The following is a 22,970-nucleotide window of genomic DNA, read 5'->3' as shown; positions in this document are numbered from 1 at the left end:
TTAAGCCCTTTTTTTATGTTTATTTATTCATTTAACTCATCTTCTTGCTCAGATATTTTAATTTGTTCCTTTAAAAATTGAGCAGCTTTAGAGTATTCAATTTCCAGCTTATCTCTTAACTCTATTAATTCATCGGTTGTGAGTTCACCTTCTTTACATTTATCTTCAAATGCACTTGAAAGTTCTGCCACCGTTTGGGCACCAATTGTCTTGGAGATCGATTTTAATTGATGACACCCTTCAATAATCTCATTTAAGTCGTTAACCATAACGCCGGAATTAATACTCTTAATTAAGCCTTGGCTTTGTTCTAAATACATTTTGAAGAAACGAATTTGCTTAGCGTTATCACCGTTTACATATTTAGCAACAGCTTCCATATCAATAGGTAGTGCCATAGTTTGATGGATAACTACATTCGGGTTTTGGCTTTGTTTATCGCTCCAACGTTTTAGAGTTTCTTCTAACGCGTTCAGCTCTATAGGTTTGGTAATGAAGTCGTTAATACCTACCGCTAAACAGCGCTCTTTTTCGCCTTTAAGTGCGTTTGCTGTTACTGCAATAATGTAAGGCTGTGCATCAATCGATTCTAATAGCTCTGCTTCATTACGGATTTTTTCGACCATATCGTAACCCGACATTTTAGGCATGTGTAAGTCGGTTAAAATAAGTGAGTAATCACCTTTTCTCCACATATCTAGGCCTTCCTCACCGTTGTTCGCTATTTCAACGCCAAAGCCCAGTATATGTAGTTGATCGGTGAGGACTTGTTGGTTTAGAAGGTTATCTTCAACAAGCAAAACCAATTTGTTTGAATTACGTGCCTGCTCAACATTTAAATAGTTATTAAGTGTTTTGGTTTTTTTAATTTGCTTAGGTGTATGTAACCCTGCAGCCACCAATATAGAAAGCATAAAGTTAGATTTACATAGAGGAGAGGCATTAATATAAAAAATGTTTTTATGATTTATAGCTGCTTCATCAAGCTTACTTAGTACAACAACTTGTTGGTTATAGTCCTCTAATGAATAAAATAAACGTCTAAGCAGCGCATTAGTTTTATCCATATTGTCTATGCCATCAGCCACCCAAATAATATCTTGTGAATGCTGGTGCTCTTCAATTTCTTCTTCTGTGTGTGCATAAATTATTTTAGCGCCCATGAACGATAAATAACGGTACATTGTTTTTTCACGTTCTAGGTGATTACTAACTACAACAATTTGCTTACCATTTAATGCACCTTTATGTGCGTACTTAATTTTACCCGATGTGCTAAACGGCAGCTCTACTGTAAATTCACTGCCAATCCCGGTATGACTAGTTACATGAATAGTACCTAGCATAAGCTCAGTTAAGCTTTTACAAATAGAAAGACCTAAACCGGTGCCACCATATTCTCGGGTAATTGAGTTTTCGGCTTGAATAAATGGATTAAATATTTCGCGAAGTTGCGCCTGCGACATGCCTTTACCGTTATCAGTTACGCAAAAGCGTAAGGTAAAGTGATCAGTCGTATTATGAACCACCTCTACTGATATTTTTACATGGCCTTGGGTTTTTTCATCAGTGCTAGTGAATTTAATTGCGTTGCTACATAGGTTATAAAGCACCTGACGTACACGCACACTATCACCGGTAAGGTTGATTGGAATATCAGGTGCTATTGCTAGTTCTAAATCAAGCTCACGTTTTTTAGCAACTGATGAGAGCACTCGAGCAACTTCTTCAATGGTATCGGTTACCGAAAATGGGATCGGGTCAATATTTAGCTTTCCAGCCTCAATTTTAGAAAAATCTAAGATATCATCCAAAATGCTCAATAACGAAAATGCTGATTCACGAATAATTGTACTTAAACGATGTTGAGCGCCATCAAGTTCGGTCTGGCGCAGTAAATCAATAGTGCCTATAACACCATTCATCGGTGTTCTTATTTCGTGGCTCATTGTGGCTAAAAAGGTCGTTTTGGTTTCGCTTGCTCGCTCTGCTTTTAATGTGGCTTGCTCAAGCGCTATAGTACGATTTTGCACTTCGGCTTCTAGGCCATTTTGTAATTTATAAAGCTCTTTTTGTGCGGCGTCATTCTCACTCATCGCAGTCTGTACTTTTTGTAGTAGTAAGTTAATGTTTTTTGCCACTACACCTAAACCAATATCAAGCTGCTCATCAACACTACTATTGTAATTAGCATTTTCGGTGATTGCCTGCAGCTCTTGTGTAAGAGTGTCAGTACTTTTTCGTAAGCGACTATTAATGTACATATTAAACATTAAAGTAAATATAAATAATGCAGCTACGCTTGCTATAGCAATAATGTAGGCAATAACTTGAGAGTTTTGAGCGCTTAAAGGAGCGGTTGGTCGGTTTTGCTTAATAATAAGCTCGCCAATAGGTTGATCGTTTAACAGCAGTAAGTGATGTAGGATGCCTTCTTCTACTAGATGCTTTTCAGTTTTAATTGAAGCGATAGCAGGTTTACTGCTGCTATATACCAATTGAGTACCTGATGTTGGATTGAAGCGATATAGAGTATATTCAAAGTCATCATCTAATAACGACGTTAAATCAAGTAACTGCCTTACTTTACCTTGACCATACATAGTTAATGCATCAACCATAGGTAAGTCTAATCTATCGGCAAGCGTTACAATATTAACAGATGATGCAGGTTGGGCTGTCTTAACTTCAGTTTGTGAATAAAATGAGTGGGCAATAATAGCAAGCGCTGTTACTGCAATATTTATGATTAAAAAAAGAGGTAATAAGCCTTTGACTGGCGATGAAAATTTACTCTGCATTGATTGTTTCCAATTGATGTGATTTTACTACGATAAGTCCCTATCGTACGTATCTAAGCTAATCGTAACATTTACAAAAAATAATTCACTACTGTTTTAGTCTGATTTATTTATATTTATAGTTCGACTTGTGGTAAAAATGAACGTTATTAATAAAAAATGCACTGAGTTGCCTGAAAACCGTTCAAACAGTTATAAAGAATAAAAAAAAAGTTGACTTGTAAGGGCAAAACTCGTTTAATACGCCGCACGCCCAGATAGCTCAGTCGGTAGAGATGAGTGGGGATTGCATTAAAAATCATTTAAGATTTTTAATTAGCACTGTTTAAGTGCCTCGATAGCTCAGTTGGTAGAGCAGAGGATTGAAAATCCTCGTGTCCCTGGTTCGATTCCGGGTCGAGGCACCATTTATTAAAGTAGTGGTGTTTAATCAACAGTTTAAACATTATTACACGTGCCTTAGCACACAGTTTTGTGTGCCGACTTAGCTCAGCTGGTAGAGCAACTGACTTGTAATCAGTAGGTCAACCGTTCGACTCGGTTAGTCGGCACCATTTATATAAAGTTAATTGTAAAGTATCACAATTAATTAGCACAGTTTATGTGCCTCGATAGCTCAGTCGGTAGAGCAGAGGATTGAAAATCCTCGTGTCCGTGGTTCGATTCCGCGTCGAGGCACCATTTACTTTAAGTTCTCAATCTTTAAAATTGAACGTGCCTTAGCACACAGTTTTGTGTGCCGACTTAGCTCAGCTGGTAGAGCAACTGACTTGTAATCAGTAGGTCAACCGTTCGACTCGGTTAGTCGGCACCATTTATTTAAAGTAGTTTGAAAAGAAAAACTGTAATCGGTAGTCTGTTCAAATTACCCGTCGACTCGGTTAGTCGGCACCATTTATTAAGTTAAAGGTTAATTTTATTAATCGGTAACTAGCACAGTTTATGTGCCTCGATAGCTCAGTCGGTAGAGCAGAGGATTGAAAATCCTCGTGTCCGTGGTTCGATTCCGCGTCGAGGCACCATTTATTGAAAAGCCTTGCTTATGCAAGGTTTTTTTATTTTAAGTGCTTTATAAAAGTTCTCAATCTTTAAAATTGAACGTGCCTTAGCACACAGTTTTGTGTGCCGACTTAGCTCAGCTGGTAGAGCAACTGACTTGTAATCAGTAGGTCAACCGTTCGACTCGGTTAGTCGGCACCATTTATTTTAGGTAACTTGAAGCAACTGACTTGTAATCAGTAGTCTGTATAAGTTACCCGATCGACTTTGTTAGTCGGCACCATTTATTTAAAAGCCTCGCTTATAGCGGGGCTTTTTTGTTTTTGTATAGTTAATCTCTTAAACACATTACAAAAAGTTAATTTTAGTATTAAAAATTGCTGATCATTTACTCATTTTTACCGTATAACTGGCTATTATGTTAATTCATCGCTAGCTATGTAATGTTATGTAAAGTAAGTTGAGCAAAATTTGCCAAAGTGCTTGAATTACGTTCATAAATAGCAGTAATTTAGGTTTAATTATGATTTGGCAATGCAAGCCAACCCTACTGGCAATTAGTGTGATGCTGCTCAGCGGCTGTGCGAGTGATTTAAACTCGTCGCAGCGCATGCAAGCGCCTAATAATATGCCTCAGCAATGGCAGCAAGAAGCATCAAGCTCAGTATTAAAAGTACAAGAGCAATGGCTTACACAATTACAAAATCCTACGCTTAATAAATTTGTACAACAAGCACTTAAAAATAACCAACAGCTTTTGCAAACGAGTTATGATGTTGAAATTCAAAAGCAGCAACTTATAGTCTCGGGCGCTGCACTTTGGCCAAGCCTCGATTTATCAACACGTACAAGCCGTAGTAAAGACAACCGCCCTGTAAGTTACGACAACGCAAGCTCAGCTAGTTTAAACTTAACTTACGAGGTTGATTTATGGGGTAAGCTCTCTGACGCCAAGCGCGAAGCTAATCTTAACTATTTAGCTCAGCAGGCACGGTTTGAGCAAGCTAAACAGCAACTTGTTGCTGATGTGGTAACAGGTTGGTTTGATGTGGTTACGGCGCAGCAATTACTGGATTTATTTAAACGTCGCGAAGCCAACTCACAACAAAATCTCGATATTATTGAAGCTGGCTATCGCCAAGGCATAAACGAAGCGCTCGATGTGTATTTAGCGCGTAATGAGCTTAATAATGAACGTTCTCGCATTGCCACTCAAACAGCGAGTTTATCGGCGTCAGCACGTTCACTTGAGCGTTTACTTGGTGAATACCCAAAAGGCGCTATTACTGCTAGTAGTGACTTACCTGTTATTAATACCGATATTCCTCTAGGATTACCTTCTGAACTTATTACGCGAAAACCTACTCTACGTGCAAGTTGGTATGAGCTTTTAGCAGCCGATGCATCATTGGCATATGCGCACAAACAACGCTTTCCAAGTTTAGATTTAACTGCTTCATTAAGCGATAGCACCGACAGAGTAAGCGACTTGTTTTCTCCATCAAGCCTTGCATGGTCTTTGTTAGGTAGTATTTCAGCGCCACTTTTTGAAGGTGGGCGCTTAAAAGCCAACGAAGAAATAGCGCGTCTTAACACTCAAAAGCAAGAGCAGCTTTATTTGCAAACGCTTTATGACGCATTTGGTGATGTGGAAAATGCTATTTCGCAGCAGCAGTCCCTTAAAGCGCAATATAGCAGTACTCTTGAAGCGCAAGAAAACGCACTTGCTGCAGAGCAATTGTCATTTGAGCAGTACCAAAGTGGCTTGGTAACTTACACGACAGTGCTTGATGCCCAAGATCGCTCTTTCGATGCGCAAAGCTCCTTAATCGATATTAAAAACCAATTAATAGCCAATAGAATTAACCTACACATTGCCCTTGGTGGTGATTTTGCAAAGCCCTCAAGTGAACTAAAGAGCAATAACGATGAAAACTAAAACAGCAAAAATTATTATTCCAGCGGTGGTTATTGTTGCCACAATTTTAATTGTTATGTTTATTAAGGGGAATCCACCAGAGGCTAAACGCTTTGGGGCACCTCCTAAGGCATCAATAAGTGTGGCTGCGCTTGAGCTAAAACCACAAAATTATCAAGTTATGATAGACAGCTACGGTACGGTAAAACCACGTACACAAAGTTTGTTAGTGGCTCAGGCATCTGGGCAAATAATTGAAGTAAGTGATGACTTTAGAGAAGGCGGTTTTTTTGAAAAAGGCGATGTACTTTTAAAACTAGACGACAGAGACCATCAGGCTGAAGTTAAATCTGCTCAAGCCAATTTATTAACCGCAGAGCAAGGTTTACTAGAAGAAAAAGCGCGTGGGCAACAAGCTATTACCGATTGGAAGCGCCTTGGCGGTTCAAATCAAGCAAGCAGCTTAGTACTACGAGAGCCACAACTAGCAGCCGCTGAAGCTGAGGTCTTATCGGCTCAGGCTGCACTTGAAAAAGCGATGCTTGATTTAGAGCGCACTAAAGTAACGGCACCATATGCGGGACGTATACTTAGCCGCAGTGTTGATTTAGGGCAAGTTGTTACTAACAACACACAGTTAGCTACCATTTACGCAATCGATAGCGTTGAGATTCGCTTACCAATTAAAAATAAAGATCTCCCATTTGTAAATTTACCAGAGCAGTATCGCGATGGTGCTAAAAACCAAGCGGGTTCAATTGTTAAATTTACTTCTGACTTAGTAGGTGAGCAAACGTGGCAAGGTCAATTAGCACGCACAGAAGGTGCTATAGATGAAGGCGCACAGCAGCTTTATGTAGTTGCTAAAATTAATGACCCGTATAAAGCAACAGCAAATAACCAGTACCCAATAAAAATTGGGCAGTATATAAAAGCGCAAATTACCGGCAGAACAGTATCTAACGCACTTATAATTCCAAACAGTACAATTTATCAAGGAACGTACGTTTACATTGTTGAAGATGACGTACTAAAGCGCAAAGACATCACACTAGCTTGGCAAAATGCGACTCAGGCGATGATAAAAACCGGTTTAAACGCAAATGATAAGCTTGTTATTACTCCACTTGGTCAAGTAAGTTCAGGAACTCAAGTAAGTATTTTAGGTGAACAAAGCGCAGATCAACCTAAAAGCCGTGGAGCGAATGGGCAAGGTAAAGGAAAGCGCCCGACTCCAGAGCAGCTTGAACAAAAAGCAAAAGAGCTTGGTATTAGTGTTGAAGAGTTAAAAAAACGCCGTCCAGCAAAGCAAGGAGATAAGCCATGATAGCTTGGTTTGCCAAAAACCATGTTGCAGCTAACTTATTGCTAGTAACACTGCTGCTGTCGGGGCTTTTTAGTTTATCGACTAAAATACCGCTTGAAGTATTCCCTTCATTCGAAACCGACATGATAAGCGTGAACGTAAGTTTGCGTGGCTCAACACCAGAGGATGTAGAGCAAGGCGTAACAATTCGTATAGAAGAAGCCGTACAAGATTTAGAAGGTATTAAGCAAATATTTAGCCGCTCTTCTGAAGGCTCAGGCTCTGTAACAATTGAAGTTGAAACGGGCTACGACCCGCGTGAGCTTTTAGCTGATATTAAAAGTCGTGTAGATGCAATTAACACCTTTCCAGCCGATGCTGAAAAGCCAATAGTCGCGCTTGCTGAGCGAATTCGCGAAGTTATCGCGGTTACCGTATCAAGTGATTACGGCGAAAAAGAAACCCGTGAATATGCAGAAACAGTACGCGATCAAATTCTACGCTTACCAAATGTGACGCAGGTAGAGCTAAGTGGTGTTCGTGATTACGAAATTGCCATTGAAGTAAGCCAAGACGTTCTTCGTCAGTACGATTTAAGCCTTGCACAAATATCGAGTGCCATTGCTAATTCAAGCTCTGATATTTCTGCTGGTAACTTGAAAACTGAAGGTGGGGACGTACTTATAAGCTCTAAAGGGCAAGCATATCGTAAAGATGAATTTGCCAATATTGTTGTTAAAAACCAATCTGACGGCACGATTATTCGTTTAGGCGATATTGCAATAATTAAAGACGATTTTGAAGAAACCCCAGTACGTACTCGCTTTAATGGTAAGCAGGCTGCATTTATCGACGTATATCGAATTGGTCCGCAAAGTGCGATTACTGTTGCTGACGAAGTTAAAAATTACATAAAAGAGCAACAAAGCTCCCTTCCACAAGGATTTGAACTAAGTTACTGGGATGATGATTCGGAGCTGGTTAAAAGTCGAATTGCCACACTAACGACCAATGCCCTACAAGGCGGTATTTTAGTACTTGCTTTACTTACTTTGTTTTTACGCCCTGCAATTGCATTTTGGGTATTTATTGGTATTCCGGTTTCGTTTATGGGCGCGTTTATAGCGATGCCTATTTTTGGCGTAACCCTTAATATTATGAGCTTATTTGGCTTTATATTAGTACTTGGGATTGTTGTTGATGACGCCATAGTTACTGGCGAAAATGTCTATACCCATTTAAAGACAGCTAAGTCGGGCGAGCAAGCTGCAATTTTAGGTACTCAAGAAGTCGCAACACCAGTAACATTTGGTGTATTAACTACCGTTGCCGCCTTTTTACCTTTGGCCTTTATTGAAGGGGCGCGCGGTGCTTTGTTTGCACAAATACCGGTAGTGGTTATTCCGGTATTATTGTTTTCATTGATTGAATCTAAATTTGTACTACCCGCACATTTAAAATATATAAAACTACGCCACGAAAAAGGCGAACCTTCAAAGTTTGATGTTATTCAACAGCGTTTTGCAGATGGATTTGAAAACGCGATTTTAAAATATTACCAACCCACTTTAAATTTAGCACTGCGCCATAAATTGGCTTCGGTAAGTTTGTTTGTTGGTGTGTTTATAATAATTTTAACCATGATCACTAGTGGTTGGACTAAGTTTGTATTTTTCCCGCGTATACCAAGCGAAACAGTCCGCGTTAACTTAACACTACCAACAGGTACGCCATTTGAAGTCACTAATAAATACGTAATTGATATGTCGCAAAAGGCGCAGCAATTACAAGAAAAATACCGCGACCCAGATACAGGTGAAAGCATTATTTTAAATATATTAGCCACAACAGGTGGGCGCGGTGGTGTATCTAATTCAGGTTCTGTACGCTTTGAAATAACACCGGCTGAAAAGCGTGAATCAGAAATAGGATCAAGAGAGCTTGCCAGCGAATGGCGCGATTTAATTGGTGTCATTCCAGGTGCTGAAAGCTTAACGTTTAGAGCTGAAATTGGCCGAAGTTCTGACCCAATTGATGTTCAGCTTAGCGGGACTTCGTTGACTATTTTACAAGACGTGGCTGATCACATTAAAACCCGTTTATCGACCTACCCAACGGTATTTGATATTGCAGATAGCATGTCTGATGGTAAAGAAGAGTTACAAATAGAGCTTACGCAGCAGGGCTTAGCGCTGGGCTTAAATAGAGTTAATGTTGCAGGTCAAGTGCGTAACTCGTTCTTTGGCTCGCAAGTCCAACGTATTCAGCGCGGGCGTGATGATGTACGTGTAATGGTTCGCTTACCTATAGACGAGCGCCGCTCAGTTGCCGATTTACAAAATATACTCATCAATACACCTACTGGTGGTTCGGTGCCGTTATCGCATGTTGCAACCCTTACCGCAGGGCAAAGCCCGTCAACTATTAACCGAATAGACCGCTACCGTACTTTAAATGTAACAGCGGATATCGAAAAAAATAACACCAACATGACCATACTTCAGGCTGACCTAACGGAGTATTTAGATGAGTTAATGCAGCAATATCCTGGAGTAGATTACAAACTAGAAGGTGAAGCTAAAGAGCAGCGAGAGTCGTTTGGCTCATTGGCTTGGGCACTTGTGTTTGTATTTTTCATAATTTATGCGCTATTAGCAATACCGCTTAAATCTTACTTACAGCCAATTATAGTAATGAGTGTAATTCCATTTGGCATGATAGGTGCTGTAGTCGGGCATTGGATTATGGGTATGGATTTAACCATTATGAGCTTGCTTGGTATGCTCGCCTTAACTGGGGTGGTAGTAAATGACTCCCTTGTACTAGTTGATTTTATCAATAAAAAGCGCAGTGAAGGCGGCAAATTACTAGATGCAGTTAAACTTGCAGGTGCATCGCGTTTTCGCCCTGTAATGCTAACAAGTTTAACGACCTTTATTGGCTTAATGCCGTTATTATTTGAAAAAGCGACTCAAGCGCAGTTTTTAATACCTATGGCGGTAAGTTTAGGGTTTGGGATTATTTTTGCGACCTTTATTACTTTATTGTTAGTGCCAATAAACTACATGATGATGGAGCGCTTTCAAGGTTGGTTTAAGTAAATAAGCGTAAGCATTTAAAATTTAGCTGTAAGTAAGAAATTGCTTGCAGCTTTTTTTTGCCAAAAATTATAAAAATAATGTACGAAGGTATAGCAAAAAAATGAATAAGTAATAAGAGGGAGTATAAAAATAAGAAGGTGTTCCCCAAGATACGGTACCCGGTTTCAGTCCTGAAACCAGAAGGTTTCAGGGCGGAAATCTGCGGTTTACCGTAGGCTTCTCGGTACATGCCGAGCTTGCACAATAGTAGACGAACAGAAATCCTAGTATAAAATTTATCGGCTCAGGGACTTAACCAAGCTCCGGTACCCCAGGGAACAATTTAAGTATATAAGACATAATCCAATCCTTAAACCCCAAACGTAAAAAATTAAACCGTTCGCTTAGTTTTCCCGCACCTTTAACTCGTCATTTACTTTATCGCATGGTTTTTGAGCTTGATCATACAATTAATTGGAGTTGCTTTTTATCGAGTGGTAGCATTGCCTTAACTTGCAAAGCGAAGATTCGATTATGAACGATTTACCCGATTACGAAAAAGCTCAACTGCTTTTAGAAAAAAACGAAATATTTGTATCACCTGCCGAAGCGCATGGTGTAATTAGTGGTTTACTTGCGTGTGGTTTAACCATTGACGACAAAGAATACTTAGGCCTTTTGAGCGATGTGTTTAACGATGGTGAATCATTTAGTAACGATTTAAAGCAATTTTTTGGCACTATTTATAAGCAAGTAGTTGCGAGCTTTAATGATGACGAATTTCAGTTTGATTTATTTTTACCAAACGATGACGAAACACTCATCGATCAGGCTAATGGCCTCGTATCATGGGTAGCAGGGTTTATGCTTGGTTTTGGCTTAAAGCAAAAAGATTACGGTAAGTTATCAAGCGATGTTAAAGAGGTTATTACTGACTTTAGCGAAATCACTCGCCTAGATACCACTTTTGAAGAAACCGAAGAAGACAGCCAAGCGCTGCACGAAGTGATTGAATATGTGCGCGTATCAGCACTACTTTGTTTTGCAGAGCTTGGTAAAGAGCAAAACACGCAAAGTACTAAAAAAACACTTCATTAGTTTAAAAAGTTAAACGGGTTGGTTAATAATGGTTGAAGTACAAAAGTCAGAATTTAAAGCACGCCGTGAGCGTTTACTTGCGCAAATGGATAAAAATAGCGTTGCTATTATTCCCGCTGCGAGCGAAGTGACGCGTAGCCGCGATACCGAATATGCATTTAGACAAGATAGCGACTTTTTCTATTTAACAGGCTTTAACGAACCCGACGCTGTACTTGTACTATGTAACAACAGCGATGCACCCAGTACTTTATTTTGCCTAGATAAAGACAAGCTTGCAGAAATTTGGCATGGCCGCAGAGTTGGCTTTGATAAAGCTAAAAGTGACTACTTGTTTGATGAAGCTTACCCACTAAGTGAATTAAACGATAAGCTACTCGATATACTAAATGAAAAAGATGCGATTTATTTTGCACAAGGTGCTTATCCTTCATTTGATACCAAAGTGTTTACGTTACTAGGCACACTTAGAAGTGGTGCGCGAAAAGGCCTCAAAGCACCGAGTACTTTAAAAGAAATACGCGGCCTTATTCATGAAATGCGTTTGTTTAAATCGCCAAGCGAGATAGATCTTATGCGAGAAGGCTGTGAAATTAGTGCGCGAGGGCACATGCGCGCTATGCGTTTTTCACATGCAGGAGCTACTGAATTTCAGCTAGAGGCAGAGCTGCATCATCATTATGCCATGAATGGTGCGCCGCACCCGGCGTACGGCACAATTGTTGGTAGTGGCGATAACGCCAATATTTTACATTACACGCAAAATAGCGACATATTAAAAAATGGCGACCTGGTACTTATAGACTCCGGTTGCGAGCTACAAGGTTACGCCGCCGATATTACACGTACCTTCCCTGTAAATGGGCAATTTAGCGAAGAGCAAGCCGCGCTTTACAATATTGTACTTAAAGCGCAAGAAGTTGCCTTTGATGAAGTAAAACCAGGTGGTTACATGTCGCATGCTAATAAACTAGCAATGGAAGTAATGACTCAAGGTTTACTTGATTTAGGTATTTTAACCGGCGACTTTGATGAGCTAATGGCAAAAGGTGCATGTAAAGAATATTACATGCATGGGCTTGGGCATTGGCTTGGTTTAGATGTACATGATGTTGGCGATTACAAAGTAAATAACGTTGAGCGTGCATTTGAGCCCGGTATGGTACTCACCATAGAGCCTGGGCTTTATATCAGCGAAGACTCAAGCGCACCGCAAAAATATAAAGGCATTGGTATTCGTATTGAAGATAACTTGCTAGTTACCGAAACAGGCCATGAAAACTTGACCCTAAGCGTACCTAAAAAAATTAGCGATATAGAAGCACTTATGCAAAGTGCTAAAAACGTATAAAGCTCGGAGAGTAAAGTGGCTAAGCAGTTTGATGTAGTTATTATTGGCGGTGGTTTAGCGGGAGCAAGCTGCGCGTTAAGTGTGGCTAAAACTAATCCCACGTTAAATATTGCCGTTGTAGAAGCTAATCAAGTAACCGGCGACTACCACCCAAGCTTTGACGACAGAAGCATTGCACTTGCTCAGCAATCGGTAGAGTATTTACAAAGCCTCAATTTATTTGAGCAAAATGCCCCTTACACCGCAGCAATCAAAAAAGTGAGCGTGTCTGATAGAGGCCACTTTGGCAAAGCGCACATTAATTGCGACGAATTTGCTAAACCTTCACTTGGTTACGTAGTAGAAGTTAATCCATTTGGCCGAGCGCTTCACCTGCGTTTAACGCAGTCAAATATTACGCTTTTGTGCCCCGATAGCGTAACTGCCATTGAGCAAACTCTTCATAGCAATACACTCACACTGCAAAGCGGCGAGCAATTAAACGCAGCGCTATTGGTTATTGCTGATGGCGCACAATCACCAACACGTAGTTTACTTGGGCTTGGTTTTAATACCCAGCCTTATGAACAAGGCGCAATTATTGCTAATGTAGAAGTGGCTGGTGGGCATAATAATCATGCCTTTGAGCGCTTTACACAAAACGGGCCTATGGCGTTATTACCCATGAGCAATAACCGTTATTCGTTAGTATGGTGTATGCGCCAAGATCAGGTTGAACAGGACATGGCACTTAATGAACAAGACTTTATAAGTGCCCTACAAAGTGCGTTTGGTTATCGCGGTGGTCAATTTACTAAAGTAGGCATGCGCACGAGTTACCCGCTCGTTTACGGGCAAGTTGAGTCTTTAACTGCGCACCGTACAGTGGTTATTGGTAATGCTGCACATGCTATTCATCCTATTGCAGGGCAAGGTTTTAATTTAGGCCTTCGCGACGTACAAGTACTTAGTAATTTAATAGCAAATAGCCAACACGATTTAGGCAGCTATGCGTTTACACGTGAATATTCAAAAAAGCGCAGTGATGATATAAAAACCGTAATGAGTTTAACCGATGCACTTGTTAGGCTTTTTTCAAACTCATCGCGAGTGCTCGCATTGGGGCGCAGTATTGGGTTGTTCTCGATGGATTTATTTCCCGCATTAAAAGCGCCATTAGCCAAACAGTTAATGGGGCAAGTTAAACAAGGTAGGCGTTTATGAAGCAAGCACAGGTTTGTATTGTCGGTGGTGGCTGCGTAGGGCTAACACTAGCACTTGGATTGGCAAAAGCCGATATAAGCGTCGTTGTACTCGACGGCGCACCAACACAAGTGTTGCCAACTGACGAATATGGTTTGCGCGTAAGCGCGCTAAGCATTGCAAGTCAAACCTTGCTTGAGCAATTAAACGTATGGCCCGAAATTATCGCACAGCGAGCGTGCGCTTATACGCATATGGACGTACGTGATGCCGACAGTTTTGGCAAAATAGCGTTTAATAATGAACAACTTGAGCTTGAGCATTTAGGCCACATTGTTGAAAACGACATTATCCGCTACGCGCTTATAAAAGAGCTAGAGCAACAACCAAGCGCCACGCTAATGTTCGATACGCAGTATCAGCAAATACATCAAAGCGAATCAGATGTATTTATAACGCTTAAAAGCGGCGAGCCAATTATTGCAAAACTGCTGGTGGCCGCTGATGGGGCAAACTCAGCTATACGTAAACAATTTAATATGGCGCTTAGCTTTAAAGATTACGATCACCATGCGCTAGTTGCGACTGTTAAAACTAAAGAGCCGCACGCAAATACCGCACGCCAAGTGTTTTTACCAACCGGGCCGCTGGCATTTTTACCTCTGAGCGATGCAAATACCCATTCAATAGTATGGTCTACTAGCCCAAACCACTGTGATGAGCTCCTTGCAATGGACGATTGTGCCTTTAATAAAGCCGTAATGGCAGCCATAGATGGCCAATGCGGGCTATGTGAAGTGCAAAGTGCGCGCGCAGCTTTCCCACTTAAAATGCGCTACGCCCAGCAATGGGTTTCAGGCAAAGTAGTGCTCATTGGCGATGCTGCACATACAATCCATCCACTTGCAGGGCTTGGTATGAACTTAGGCCTAAAAGATGCCGCTTATTTAATTGAGCTTTTAACAAGTAATAATAAAGAGTTTGCAAGCACGCGCACACTTCGCGATTACGAACGTACCCGTAAGCTCGATGCGCAAAAGCACATAGCTATGATGCAAGGGCTAAAAGAGTTATTTGAAGGTGCAAACCCGGTTAAAAAACTTATTCGCGGAGTAGGGCTCTCACTCATTGATAATTTAGGCCCAATAAAACACCTATTCGCCAAAGAAGCGATAGGCAAATAAGTTGGTTGGGAAGAGCGAAGCGAAACCCAACGGATAAAGTAAAGTGGTGAGCTTGATTAAAAAACCGATGTTTAATTTAAACATCGGTTTTTGTTTTATGGTTGTTTTAAATATATTAAAAGCTTCGCTTTTCACGCGAGCAAGCTCAGCGTCTACGTGTAAAGTTTAACATTGAGCTTAATTTTACCTGTAGGCGTTTAGCTTGCTGACGCGACGAGCCTAGCTCGTAATTACTATCGTTAGCTAAAAAGCGCTTTGCGTTAAATCAGTTACAAATTCTTTTGTGCTTCATTCACCATATCCTTGAGCGCATCAACTAACATTGGATCTCGCGAGTTTTGCTTAGCAAGTTCTAATGCGTATTTCATACTGGTGACGGCCTCTTTGAACTGCTTATTTGCAGTATAGCCTTGCGATAAACGCATGTGAGAATAGGCTGCATTTGGGTAATGGGTAGTAAAGTGTTTAAGCGTGGTAACAGCTTTAGCTGTGTTACCAAATTTTTGCTGGCTATGAGCAAATTCTACGTATACATCTTGTGGAATTTTAAGCTCAAACCCGTACTTATCACTCAGTGCTTTGTAATAACCTGTAATGAGCGATACATCAGCAAATCTTCCGTGCTCGTCAGTAACGCTAAAAATTAGGTCGCCAAATAAGTTAATTAGGCTATCGCTAAGGGCTGGTAGTATGGTGCCCATATGACTAAAAGTAGGGTAATGCTTATATTCCCATTTTAGCTGTGTGGGCATTTGTTGCTCTAAATTTACTAAAGTATTTAATACACCTGTATAAAAGCGTGACCCTTCACTTGCTACACTAATAAATAGCGATTGACCGCCTTTAGGATTTTTAGTGTATTTTATAATATTATTTTTTAATTCTTCATCACTCCACCAACTGTTTGGGCTTATAGCTATATAGTTATTAAATAACTCAGGCTGATTAGCTAAAGTATAAAGCGCTAAAGTACCTGCATTAGAGTGGCCAATTAAGGTGTTGTAGCCGTTAGTTGAGTAATTACTGTTTATGTAAGGCATGAGTTCATCAGACACAAACTTTAAAAACTTGTCTGTTTGCCCAGCATCAGGCCATTTATTTTTTACAAAGGTTTGAAACTCAGTTTTAGGTTCACCATCTACTTTAGGTAAGTAATCGCGAACACGGTTAGTTGTATCAATACCAACGAGCATTGCGTTAGGTATTTGCTCGTAATCAACTAAGGATTTAATAACACCAGACGCCGTATGAAAGTGCTCAACACCATCAAGTAAATAAATAACATAAAGCGGCTGATCGTCTTTTACAGTGTCAGGTATGAAAATTTTAATGGGTCTGTCTTCGTTAAGTATTTTTGATTGTAGAATGACTTTTTTACCAACGGTTATGTCGGTTGTATTGGTTTTTGCGTGGCTTAAAAATGGTGTACTAAAAGTAAGTATTAATACAAGCGATAGTAAGAGCTTCATAAATATCCTTATTTACTAATGTATTGCTTAATAATTGCACGGCTTTAAGTTTGAGTAAATACTTATATTTTGAGGCAGGTGTTAGACTTAAGTAATTCAAAGCTGCGCTTTATACGCGCGCAAGCTTGGCGTATATGATAAATATTAAACTGCGAGTTTAGCTTTTCCTTTAGGCCTACGGCTTGCTAACGGGATGAGCGAAGCTCGCAATAATTGCCTTTAAACTCTTATCTATAAAAGCTTAAAAAACCTGCTTGCTTAATTATCCGTCTAAGCGTAAAATGCGCGCTCATTTCGGCTTTTAAACTATTAATTCCTTGCCTTAAACCGACCGGCCGAAACGGTAGAAGGCTCTATTAACCGTAAGGAATATCCATGCGTCATTACGAAATCGTATTCATGGTTCACCCTGATCAGAGTGAGCAAGTAACTGGTATGATCGAACGTTATACTGGTTCTATCACTGAAGCTGGTGGTACTATCCACCGTCTTGAAGACTGGGGCCGCCGTCAACTGGCTTACCCAATCAACAAGCTTCATAAAGCTCATTATGTTCTTATGAACGTTGAAGCACCTACTGAAGTAATCAGCGAGCTAGAAACTACTTTCCGCTACAACGATGCAGTGCTTCGTAACTTAGTTATGCGTACTAAAAATGCTGTAACTGAAGCGTCTCCTCTTGCAAGAGAAGAGAAGAAAGAAGCACCAGCTGCTTAATTGTTTTGAGTCCTAGCATGGCATGTAGTCAGCAGTTATTATAATGGTTAGCCCATATATGAATCAGCTGGTTATATCTGGGGTAGTTTGTAAAACTCCCAAGTTTAGCCAAAGCCCTGCTGGCATCCCGCATTGTATTTTTGTTGTAGAACATAAATCGATGCAAACCGAAGCAGACCTTAACCGTAATAGTTATGTGAGGCTTCAGGTAGTTGCCAGTGGAAAGCAAATGCAACAACAGACTCAACATTTGCACGTTGGGCAGGCATTGCAAGTGAGTGGTTTTTTAAATCGCCACGAAGGTCGTAACGGCCTTAGCCAATTGGTTTTGCATGCTCAGCATATAGAAAGAATTATTTGAGGAATTAATCTCATGGCACGTTATTTCAGACGTCGTAAGTTCTGCCGCTTTAAAGCGGAAGGCGTACAACAAATCGATTACAAAGATCTAGCTACTCTTAGAAACTATGTTACAGAAAGTGGCAAAATCGTACCTAGCCGTATCACAGGTACTAGCGCTAAATACCAGCGCCAGCTAGCAACTGCTATTAAGCGTGCTCGCTACTTAGCCCTTCTTCCATACACTGACTTACATAAGTAAGCAGCGGATTAACAGTTTTTAAAAGGTGTAGAAACATGCAAGTTATTCTACTAGATAAGATCGCTAACCTAGGTAGCCTAGGTGAACAGGTTGTAGTTAAATCTGGTTTCGCACGTAACTTCCTTTTCCCGCAAGGTAAGGCAGTTCCTGCGACTAAAGCTAACATTGAAACGTTTGACGCTCGTCGTGCAGAACTTGAAGCGAAAATCGCTGAACAGTTAGTTGCTGCACAAGCACGCGCTGAAAAACTAGAAGCATTAGCAGAAGTTACATTAGTATCTAAAGCTGGTGACGAAGGTAAGTTATTCGGTTCAATCGGTACTCGTGACATCGCTGACGCTATCTCAGCTGTTGGTGTTGAAGTTGCTAAGTCAGAAGTTCGTTTGCCTCTAGGTACTATCCGTGAGACTGGTGAATTTGACGTATCAATTTCAGTTCACTCAGACGTAACGGCTACTATCAAAGTAATCGTAATCGCTGAAGCTTAATTTTTAATTAAGCTAAAAAAGCCGTGCTATTAGCACGGCTTTTTTGTGCCTATAATTTGGCTAACTTCATTAGTTGAGGGCACAATTTAATACAACCTCGCATAAGCCCCTTTTTATTCAATTATTTTTTCATTCCTTTTAAACCTTTTCGAACTGTCATTACGTCTAACTTATCAATACACTTAAATAGCAACTCAACAATAATAATTAAAAGGCGGCATCACGGATGTTACACGTTAAACCCGAACCAACGCCTTTGTGCGAAGCTGCACTCATTGAGCGTGTTAAATCGGGTGATCAAGGCGCATACACAACGCTTTATGAGTTACATATAAAACGAGTATACGGTTTATGTTTACGCTTATTAGCAGACCAAGCACACGCCGAAGACGCCGCCCAAGAGGTATTTGTACAGGTATGGCATAAAATAGCATTGTTTGATGGGCGTTCGCAGTTTTCTACTTGGCTATATAGTGTTGCCAGTAATGTAGCGATAAGTTACCTGCGCAAGCAAAAAAACTGGTTACAAAAAGTAGTAAGTATTGAACACAGCGGTATGGATGAGCAATCAGCTAACGACTGCAAAGGCTTAAATGGCCTCGATAAGTTAATAGTAAGGCTTCCTGAGCGCGCACGTATGGTATTTGTATTATTTGCTATTGAAGGTTACAGGCACGAGGAAATCGCGGAGCAATTAGGTATGGCTGTTGGTTCAAGTAAGTCACAATATCATCGTGCTAGGCAGTTATTACAAGAGTGGTATGAAAATGAGTAAACCAAACTTTAACGACTACTTAAACAAGTCATTAAACACGCTTGATAAAGAAATTACGCCACAAAAAGATTTATGGGCGGGGATTGAGCGAGCAATTGTTAATAATAAGCAGAACCCAAACAGCACTATTATTTGGCTAAAACTAACGGCAATAGCAGCGTGTACTGTGGCTGCTTTAATTGCTGTTAATATATTTGTTATAGCACCTGAACCACAGCCCGTAGTGGCTATAAGTGATTACTTTTCGGCTCAAAAAAATAGTTTGTTAGTTGAATACGAAAATAAAGAAGCATTAACCACTAACTGGCAAACGCAACTACAAGAACTTGAAGAAGCTGAGCAAGCAATAAAGCAAGCTCTTGAAAACGAACCACAAAACCAAGCGCTACTGACAATGTTAGCGCAAATATATCAACAACAACTTGATTTAATTAACAAGGTGCACGCGCCACGTTGGCAGCACATTTAGGAGTACGATATGAAAGCGATTTTATTAGGACTGAGCTTATTTCCACTGGCGGCATTTGCGGGTGAAAAAATAGATAAGCAAATAGACGTACCAAGTGGCGGCACTATTTTTATTGAAAACCAACGCGGTGATATACATATTACAGGCTGGGATAAAAACGAATTTAAAGTATCTGGCGAGCTTGATGATAAAGCACAGGGTTATGAGCTTAAAACAAGTGGTGATAAAACACAGTTTATTGTAAAAATGCCCCGTAAATCAAATTGGGGCAATAGTGGTGACGGCTCAAACTTAACTATATTTATGCCTAAAAGCAGTAGTTTAGAGTTTGCTGGTGTTAATGTATCGGTGACTGCAAAGGAGCTTAAAAACGGCGCAGAAGTTGATGTGGTTAACGGCGAAATTACGGTAGATGATATTACTGGCAACATTAAGCTCACCACTGTAAATGGTGATGTGAACGCTGAGAACTTAAACGGGAATATTCAGTTTGAAACCGTAAATGGTGAAATTAACGATAGGCAATCAAGTGGTGAGGTGCGTTTTAGCGCTGTTAATGGTGATATTAAATCAACTTCAAACGCTAATGATGTACGCCTTGAAAACGTAAATGGCGATATAGAATTTACGCTATCGGCTATTAAAAACCTACGTATTAATACGGTCAATGGCGAAGCAGAAGTACAGATTAACGAGCTTTTAAAAGGCGGTGATGTACGTTTTGAATCAGTAAGTGGTGATGCCGACTTTTATTTCCCACAAAGTGTATCAGCAAAGTTTGAAATTAAAGCCCATGCTAATGGTAAAATCATTAACAAAGTCAGTAGTGACAAAGTCAGTAAAGCTAAATATGGCCCAGCCAGTGATTTAGAATTTAGCATTAATGGCGGTAATGCTAATGTTGAAATGGATACCATTAGTGGACGCATAGAGCTGCGTACCAAATAACACTCATTCCCCATCACGATTACAAAAAGCAGGAAAGATTTCCTGCTTTTCTATTTGCACAGCCCCTGCAAGTCGATAGAATAGAGCCATTCAATTTTACTACTGTGAAGTTATGGCCAAACCAGATAAGCAAGTCGATACTCTTAAAGTTCCTCCCCATTCAATAGAAGCTGAACAATCTGTTTTAGGTGGCTTAATGCTTGATAACCAAGCTTTTGACCGCGTAGCTGAGCTTGTTGTATCACAGGATTTTTATACCCGCACGCACAAGTTAATTTTTGAGGCGATGACGGCACTTGCTGAGATTGGCGATCCGATAGATTTAATCACTATTTCTGAAAGTTTAGAAAAAAATAATAAACTTGCAGGTATTGGTGGTTTTGCTTACTTAGCCGAAATTGCTAAAAATACGCCAAGTGCAGCCAACATTGATGCCTACGCAAACATTGTACGTGAGCGTGCTGTTGTACGTGAAATGATTGGCGTGGCAAATGAAATAGCCGAAGCGGGTTTTAATACCGAAGGGCGTACTAGTCACGACTTACTCGACTTTGCCGAAAGCAAAGTATTTAAAATTGCCGAGCAACGTACAAAAAGTACGGAAGGCCCGCAAAGTATTCATAACATACTCGAAAAAACCGTTGATAAAATAGAAGAGCTTTATCAATCGCCACAAGATGGTGTAACGGGTGTAAGTACAGGTTATGCCGATCTTGATAAAATGACGACGGGCCTGCAACCGTCTGACTTAATTATTGTTGCTGCGCGTCCTTCAATGGGTAAAACCACCTTTGCGATGAACCTTGCAGAACATGCCGCAATGACTCAAGACAAACCCGTGCTAATTTACTCGCTAGAGATGCCTTCAGAACAAATTATGATGAGGATGTTAGCGTCTCTTGGCCGTATTAACCAAACTAAGGTACGTACAGGTCAGTTGGATGATGACGATTGGGCGCGACTTTCATCAACAATGGGCTTGTTGATGGAAAAAGGCAAAATGTATGTGGATGATGCCTCGGGCTTAACACCTACCGATGTTCGCTCTCGTGCGCGTCGTATTGCGCGTGACCACGGCGGCATTAGTATGATCATGGTCGATTACTTGCAGCTAATGCGTGTACCTAGCCTTGCTGATAACCGAACGCTTGAAATTGCTGAAATTTCGCGTTCACTTAAATCACTAGCAAAAGAACTAAAATGTCCGGTTGTTGCGCTTTCGCAGCTAAACCGTACGCTAGAGCAACGTGCCGATAAACGCCCAATTAACTCAGATTTACGTGAGTCAGGGTCGATAGAGCAGGATGCCGATTTAATCATGTTTATTTACCGTGACGAAGTTTACAACGAAGACAGTACTGATAAAGGTATTGCTGAAATTATCATAGGTAAACAACGTAACGGCCCAATTGGTAAAGTGCGTTTAACGTTCCAAGGTCAATTTTCTCGCTTTGATAATTACGCGGGACCAGCGGTTGATGACGATTACTAATGCGCTTAGCCACTGCTGAAATTAACTTAACGGCACTTGCGCATAATTTAGCGCAAGTTAAATGCTTTGCACCTAACAGCAAAGTAATGGCGGTGCTAAAAGCAAATGCTTACGGGCATGGACTAGTAACGATTGCGCAGCATTTAAATAATGCTGACGCATTTGCTGTGGCACGTATAGATGAAGGGCTTGCCCTTCGAGCTGGGGGCTTAACAAAGCCAATTGTTTTACTAGAAGGCTTTTTTAACAAAGCCGACTTACCGATTCTGCTCGCCAACAATTTTCAAACTATTATTCACGATGAGTACCAATTAGCGGCGCTTGAAAAAGCAAAGCTAGATGCACCAATAACATGCTGGTTAAAAGTAAATACAGGTATGCATCGATTAGGTATTGCGCCAGAGCAGTTTGAAGCGTTTTATAACCGCTTACAAAACACACCTAACGCTAAAAATACCGTTAATTTAATGACCCACCTTTCGTGTGCTGATGATGTTTATAATGGTAAAACGGTTCAGCAAATTGCGTTGTTTGATAATTTAGTGAATGGCATTGACCAAGCGCATTGTTTATCAAATTCTGCTGGTATTATTGCCTGGCCAAGCGGTCATGGCGATTGGGTACGTCCTGGGCTTATGCTCTATGGTGTATCGCCAATGGCAAATAGTATTGGGCAGCAACACAAATTAAAACCAGTTATGCGCTTAACTACGCGCGTAATTGCAGTGCGTGATGTGCCTGCTAATGAGGCTGTTGGGTATGGTGGTCGTTGGAAAAGCGATAAACCAACCAAGTTAGCTGTTGTAGCTATGGGTTATGGCGATGGTTATCCTCGACATGCTAAAGAGGGGACACCGGTAATAATTGGTGAGCAGCGTTATGGTATTGTAGGAAGCGTAGCTATGGACATGATCAGCGTTGATATAGGTGCTAATGAGCATAATATTAAAGTTGGCGACAGAGTCACTATGTGGGGCCCTGAGCTACCAGTTGAAGAAATAGCACTGTGCGCTGATACTATTCCTTACGAGCTATTATGTAATATTACACCACGCGTAAGTTATGAGTATCAGCCATAGTTAGTTTTTAGCG

General features: G+C 40.6%; 18 protein-coding genes, 6 tRNA genes and 1 other RNA gene. 22 read left to right on the top strand and 3 right to left on the bottom strand.

What is annotated here, in order from left to right; translation table 11 throughout:
- Positions 1-23: 23 nt before the first annotated feature.
- Positions 24-2,801 carry an ATP-binding protein gene (locus AC5NT5_RS14025; protein WP_182682386.1) on the bottom strand — a complete coding sequence of 926 codons (2,778 nt, stop codon included), beginning with the start codon at positions 2,799-2,801 and terminating at the stop codon, positions 24-26.
- A 331-nt stretch (positions 2,802-3,132) separates the two neighbouring features.
- Between AC5NT5_RS14025 and AC5NT5_RS14020 the strand changes: the two genes are divergently transcribed.
- The 9 genes from AC5NT5_RS14020 (at position 3,133) to AC5NT5_RS13980 (ending at position 10,125) form a co-directional block, all read left to right on the top strand.
- A tRNA-Phe gene (locus tag AC5NT5_RS14020) sits at positions 3,133-3,208 on the top strand.
- A 71-nt stretch (positions 3,209-3,279) separates the two neighbouring features.
- Positions 3,280-3,355 (top strand) — tRNA-Thr (locus AC5NT5_RS14015).
- A gap of 51 nt (positions 3,356-3,406) precedes the next feature.
- Positions 3,407-3,482: transfer RNA gene (locus AC5NT5_RS14010), tRNA-Phe, on the top strand.
- Positions 3,483-3,539: 57 nt separating this feature from the next.
- Positions 3,540-3,615, top strand: a tRNA-Thr gene (locus tag AC5NT5_RS14005).
- Between the two features lie 132 nt (positions 3,616-3,747).
- Positions 3,748-3,823 (top strand) — tRNA-Phe (locus tag AC5NT5_RS14000).
- Positions 3,824-3,925: 102 nt separating this feature from the next.
- A tRNA-Thr gene (locus tag AC5NT5_RS13995) sits at positions 3,926-4,001 on the top strand.
- Between the two features lie 322 nt (positions 4,002-4,323).
- Complete coding sequence (locus AC5NT5_RS13990) at positions 4,324-5,739, top strand: TolC family protein (RefSeq protein ID WP_182682387.1); 1,416 nt, start codon at positions 4,324-4,326, stop codon at positions 5,737-5,739.
- Positions 5,729-7,045, top strand: a complete 1,317-nt coding sequence (locus tag AC5NT5_RS13985; protein WP_182682388.1) for an efflux RND transporter periplasmic adaptor subunit — start codon at positions 5,729-5,731, stop codon at positions 7,043-7,045. The genes AC5NT5_RS13990 and AC5NT5_RS13985 overlap by 11 nt, the downstream gene beginning before the upstream one ends.
- A complete protein-coding gene (locus tag AC5NT5_RS13980) occupies positions 7,042-10,125 on the top strand; it encodes an efflux RND transporter permease subunit (protein WP_494513934.1) in 3,084 nt (1,027 codons plus the stop codon). Before AC5NT5_RS13985 ends, AC5NT5_RS13980 begins: the two co-directional genes overlap by 4 nt.
- 137 nt (positions 10,126-10,262) lie before the next feature.
- Here AC5NT5_RS13980 and ssrS read toward each other — a convergent pair.
- Positions 10,263-10,445: non-coding RNA, 6S RNA (gene ssrS, locus AC5NT5_RS13975), on the bottom strand.
- A 193-nt stretch (positions 10,446-10,638) separates the two neighbouring features.
- Here ssrS and AC5NT5_RS13970 point away from each other — a divergent pair.
- The 4 genes from AC5NT5_RS13970 to AC5NT5_RS13955 are packed head-to-tail and all read left to right on the top strand — an operon-like array spanning position 10,639 to position 14,919.
- A complete protein-coding gene (locus tag AC5NT5_RS13970) occupies positions 10,639-11,202 on the top strand; it encodes a UPF0149 family protein (RefSeq protein ID WP_002962745.1) in 564 nt (187 codons plus the stop codon).
- 28 nt (positions 11,203-11,230) lie between these two features.
- Positions 11,231-12,553, top strand: a complete 1,323-nt coding sequence (gene pepP, locus AC5NT5_RS13965; protein WP_494513935.1) for a Xaa-Pro aminopeptidase — start codon at positions 11,231-11,233, stop codon at positions 12,551-12,553.
- Between the two features lie 15 nt (positions 12,554-12,568).
- The gene (gene ubiH, locus AC5NT5_RS13960; protein ID WP_494513936.1) at positions 12,569-13,756 is read left to right on the top strand and encodes a 2-octaprenyl-6-methoxyphenyl hydroxylase; all 1,188 of its coding nucleotides are present in this window, start codon (positions 12,569-12,571) and stop codon (positions 13,754-13,756) included.
- Complete coding sequence (locus AC5NT5_RS13955; RefSeq protein WP_494513937.1) at positions 13,753-14,919, top strand: FAD-dependent monooxygenase; 1,167 nt, start codon at positions 13,753-13,755, stop codon at positions 14,917-14,919. Before ubiH ends, AC5NT5_RS13955 begins: the two co-directional genes overlap by 4 nt.
- A 269-nt stretch (positions 14,920-15,188) precedes the next feature.
- Here AC5NT5_RS13955 and AC5NT5_RS13950 read toward each other — a convergent pair whose 3' ends face one another.
- Entirely contained in the window at positions 15,189-16,388 is a 1,200-nt protein-coding gene (locus tag AC5NT5_RS13950) for an alpha/beta hydrolase-fold protein (protein WP_494513938.1), read from the bottom strand.
- 375 nt (positions 16,389-16,763) lie between these two features.
- On the opposite strand from AC5NT5_RS13950, the gene rpsF reads away from it, so the two are divergent.
- From rpsF to alr, 9 genes are all read left to right on the top strand, one after another.
- Positions 16,764-17,105, top strand: coding sequence for a 30S ribosomal protein S6 (gene rpsF, locus AC5NT5_RS13945; protein WP_002962750.1), 342 nt, complete (start codon positions 16,764-16,766; stop codon positions 17,103-17,105).
- A 43-nt stretch (positions 17,106-17,148) separates the two neighbouring features.
- On the top strand, positions 17,149-17,466 hold the full coding sequence (gene priB, locus AC5NT5_RS13940) for a primosomal replication protein N (RefSeq protein WP_004588456.1): 318 nt from the start codon (positions 17,149-17,151) through the stop codon (positions 17,464-17,466).
- A 12-nt stretch (positions 17,467-17,478) separates the two neighbouring features.
- Positions 17,479-17,706, top strand: coding sequence for a 30S ribosomal protein S18 (rpsR, locus tag AC5NT5_RS13935; protein WP_002962753.1), 228 nt, complete (start codon positions 17,479-17,481; stop codon positions 17,704-17,706).
- A gap of 35 nt (positions 17,707-17,741) precedes the next feature.
- Positions 17,742-18,194: a 50S ribosomal protein L9 gene (gene rplI, locus AC5NT5_RS13930; protein ID WP_002962755.1), complete on the top strand. Its 453-nt coding sequence runs from the start codon at positions 17,742-17,744 to the stop codon at positions 18,192-18,194.
- Positions 18,195-18,420: 226 nt separating this feature from the next.
- Positions 18,421-18,969 (top strand): RNA polymerase sigma factor, encoded by a 549-nt coding sequence (locus AC5NT5_RS13925; RefSeq protein WP_002963053.1) that lies wholly within the window; start codon positions 18,421-18,423, stop codon positions 18,967-18,969.
- Complete coding sequence (locus AC5NT5_RS13920; RefSeq protein WP_494513939.1) at positions 18,956-19,438, top strand: hypothetical protein; 483 nt, start codon at positions 18,956-18,958, stop codon at positions 19,436-19,438. The genes AC5NT5_RS13925 and AC5NT5_RS13920 overlap by 14 nt, the downstream gene beginning before the upstream one ends.
- Positions 19,439-19,447: 9 nt before the next feature.
- On the top strand, positions 19,448-20,386 hold the full coding sequence (locus tag AC5NT5_RS13915; RefSeq protein WP_494513940.1) for a DUF4097 family beta strand repeat-containing protein: 939 nt from the start codon (positions 19,448-19,450) through the stop codon (positions 20,384-20,386).
- A 112-nt stretch (positions 20,387-20,498) separates the two neighbouring features.
- Positions 20,499-21,878 (top strand): replicative DNA helicase, encoded by a 1,380-nt coding sequence (gene dnaB / locus AC5NT5_RS13910; protein ID WP_002963050.1) that lies wholly within the window; start codon positions 20,499-20,501, stop codon positions 21,876-21,878.
- A complete protein-coding gene (gene alr, locus AC5NT5_RS13905) occupies positions 21,878-22,957 on the top strand; it encodes an alanine racemase (RefSeq protein ID WP_494513941.1) in 1,080 nt (359 codons plus the stop codon). The genes dnaB and alr overlap by 1 nt, the downstream gene beginning before the upstream one ends.
- The last annotated feature ends 13 nt before the right edge of the window (positions 22,958-22,970 follow it).

It is taken from the genome of Pseudoalteromonas sp. J2K-J599 (assembly GCF_059295115.2).
Note: the sequence above shows the minus strand (reverse complement) of the source record. Positions and strands in the feature narration are given on the sequence as shown.

Coding starts and splice junctions, on each gene's coding strand:
- AC5NT5_RS14025 (WP_182682386.1), bottom strand. CDS start 2,801: ATGCAGAGTAAATTTTCATCGCCAGTCAAAGGCTTATTACCTCTTTTT.
- AC5NT5_RS13990 (WP_182682387.1), top strand. CDS start 4,324: ATGATTTGGCAATGCAAGCCAACCCTACTGGCAATTAGTGTGATGCTG.
- AC5NT5_RS13985 (WP_182682388.1), top strand. CDS start 5,729: ATGAAAACTAAAACAGCAAAAATTATTATTCCAGCGGTGGTTATTGTT.
- AC5NT5_RS13980 (WP_494513934.1), top strand. CDS start 7,042: ATGATAGCTTGGTTTGCCAAAAACCATGTTGCAGCTAACTTATTGCTA.
- AC5NT5_RS13970 (WP_002962745.1), top strand. CDS start 10,639: ATGAACGATTTACCCGATTACGAAAAAGCTCAACTGCTTTTAGAAAAA.
- pepP (WP_494513935.1), top strand. CDS start 11,231: ATGGTTGAAGTACAAAAGTCAGAATTTAAAGCACGCCGTGAGCGTTTA.
- AC5NT5_RS13955 (WP_494513937.1), top strand. CDS start 13,753: ATGAAGCAAGCACAGGTTTGTATTGTCGGTGGTGGCTGCGTAGGGCTA.
- AC5NT5_RS13950 (WP_494513938.1), bottom strand. CDS start 16,388: ATGAAGCTCTTACTATCGCTTGTATTAATACTTACTTTTAGTACACCA.
- rpsF (WP_002962750.1), top strand. CDS start 16,764: ATGCGTCATTACGAAATCGTATTCATGGTTCACCCTGATCAGAGTGAG.
- priB (WP_004588456.1), top strand. CDS start 17,149: ATGGTTAGCCCATATATGAATCAGCTGGTTATATCTGGGGTAGTTTGT.
- rpsR (WP_002962753.1), top strand. CDS start 17,479: ATGGCACGTTATTTCAGACGTCGTAAGTTCTGCCGCTTTAAAGCGGAA.
- rplI (WP_002962755.1), top strand. CDS start 17,742: ATGCAAGTTATTCTACTAGATAAGATCGCTAACCTAGGTAGCCTAGGT.
- AC5NT5_RS13925 (WP_002963053.1), top strand. CDS start 18,421: ATGTTACACGTTAAACCCGAACCAACGCCTTTGTGCGAAGCTGCACTC.
- AC5NT5_RS13920 (WP_494513939.1), top strand. CDS start 18,956: ATGAAAATGAGTAAACCAAACTTTAACGACTACTTAAACAAGTCATTA.
- AC5NT5_RS13915 (WP_494513940.1), top strand. CDS start 19,448: ATGAAAGCGATTTTATTAGGACTGAGCTTATTTCCACTGGCGGCATTT.
- dnaB (WP_002963050.1), top strand. CDS start 20,499: ATGGCCAAACCAGATAAGCAAGTCGATACTCTTAAAGTTCCTCCCCAT.
- alr (WP_494513941.1), top strand. CDS start 21,878: ATGCGCTTAGCCACTGCTGAAATTAACTTAACGGCACTTGCGCATAAT.